This is a genomic window from Zhongshania sp. (genome assembly GCF_041584495.1).
Classification (GTDB): domain Bacteria; phylum Pseudomonadota; class Gammaproteobacteria; order Pseudomonadales; family Spongiibacteraceae; genus Spongiibacter.
Window position 1 is genome coordinate 1 of the sequence record NZ_JBFHDY010000327.1, and the last position, 1,064, is coordinate 1,064.

The following is a 1,064-nucleotide window of genomic DNA, read 5'->3' on the forward strand; positions in this document are numbered from 1 at the left end:
CACCGCCTCATTGATGCGTCTACGCAAGAGATTGTGGACACTGCAAAACGTACTGGTGCTCAGGTTAGAGGTCCAATTCCTCTGCCAACGCGCAAAGAGCGTTTTACAATCATGGTCTCTCCACATGTAAACAAGGATGCGCGTGATCAGTATGATATCCGCACCCATAAGCGCATGTTGGATATCGTAGAGCCTACAGAAAAAACTGTAGACGCGCTGATGAAGTTAGATTTGGCGGCTGGTGTAGAAGTTCAAATTAGCCTCGGCTAAAAACAAGTAAACACTGAATATTTTTTCAGACCCGCTCGGGGGCTGGCCCTGGGTTGTGTAACGCGTGTTAAAGCGCGGCCATAGAGGGTGTTAGCCCCGTACACTGAGAGGTTGGAGCAATGACTATAGGTTTGGTCGGTCGTAAAAGCGGCATGACGCGCGTTTTTACAGAAGACGGTATTTCTATTCCGGTAACCGTGATTGAGGTTGATCCTAATCGCGTTACTCGTGTCAAGGCAGATGATGTCGATGGCTATAGGGCGATCCAGATTACTACTGGCGCTCGCAAAGCATCGCGTATCCCTAAAGCAGAAGCAGGTCACTTTGCAAAAGTCGGAGTTGAGGCTGGCCGTGGTTTGTGGGAGTTTCGTTTGGAGCAGGGTGAAGAGGCCCCTGAGGTTGGTGTTGAGCTAACTGTTACTGCATTCGAGGCGGGCCAAAAGGTTGATGTCACTGGTCAGTCTAAAGGTAAGGGTTTTCAGGGCGGTATTAAGCGCTGGAACTTTTCCATGCAAGATGCAACTCATGGTAACTCTTTGTCTCACCGTTCTAACGGCTCAATTGGTCAGTGTCAAACGCCTGGTCGAGTGTTTAAAGGCAAGAAGATGTCGGGTCATATGGGCGCTGAGCGCGTAACGGTTCAGACGCTTGAGGTTGTTCGTGTGGACGCTGAGCGCAACTTGATTTTGGTCAAGGGTGCGGTTCCAGGTGCTCCAGGTGGTGATGTATTCGTACGTCCTGCTGTAAAAGCTAAAAAATCCTAGGGGGCGATGCAATGGAATTAAGTATTGCGA

At 49.7% G+C, this 1,064-nt stretch carries 2 protein-coding genes; both read left to right on the plus strand.

Going from position 1 to position 1,064, the window contains the following annotated elements:
• Positions 1 to 270, plus strand: a 270-nt coding sequence (rpsJ, locus tag ABYP33_RS19580) for a 30S ribosomal protein S10 (RefSeq protein ID WP_373093073.1), incomplete at its 5' end; no start/stop codon positions are given.
• A gap of 119 nt (positions 271 to 389) precedes the next feature.
• Entirely contained in the window at positions 390 to 1,034 is a 645-nt protein-coding gene (rplC, locus tag ABYP33_RS19585; protein ID WP_373093074.1) for a 50S ribosomal protein L3, read from the plus strand.
• Positions 1,035 to 1,064: the final 30 nt, after the last annotated feature.

Coding starts and splice junctions, on each gene's coding strand:
- rplC (WP_373093074.1), top strand. CDS start 390: ATGACTATAGGTTTGGTCGGTCGTAAAAGCGGCATGACGCGCGTTTTT.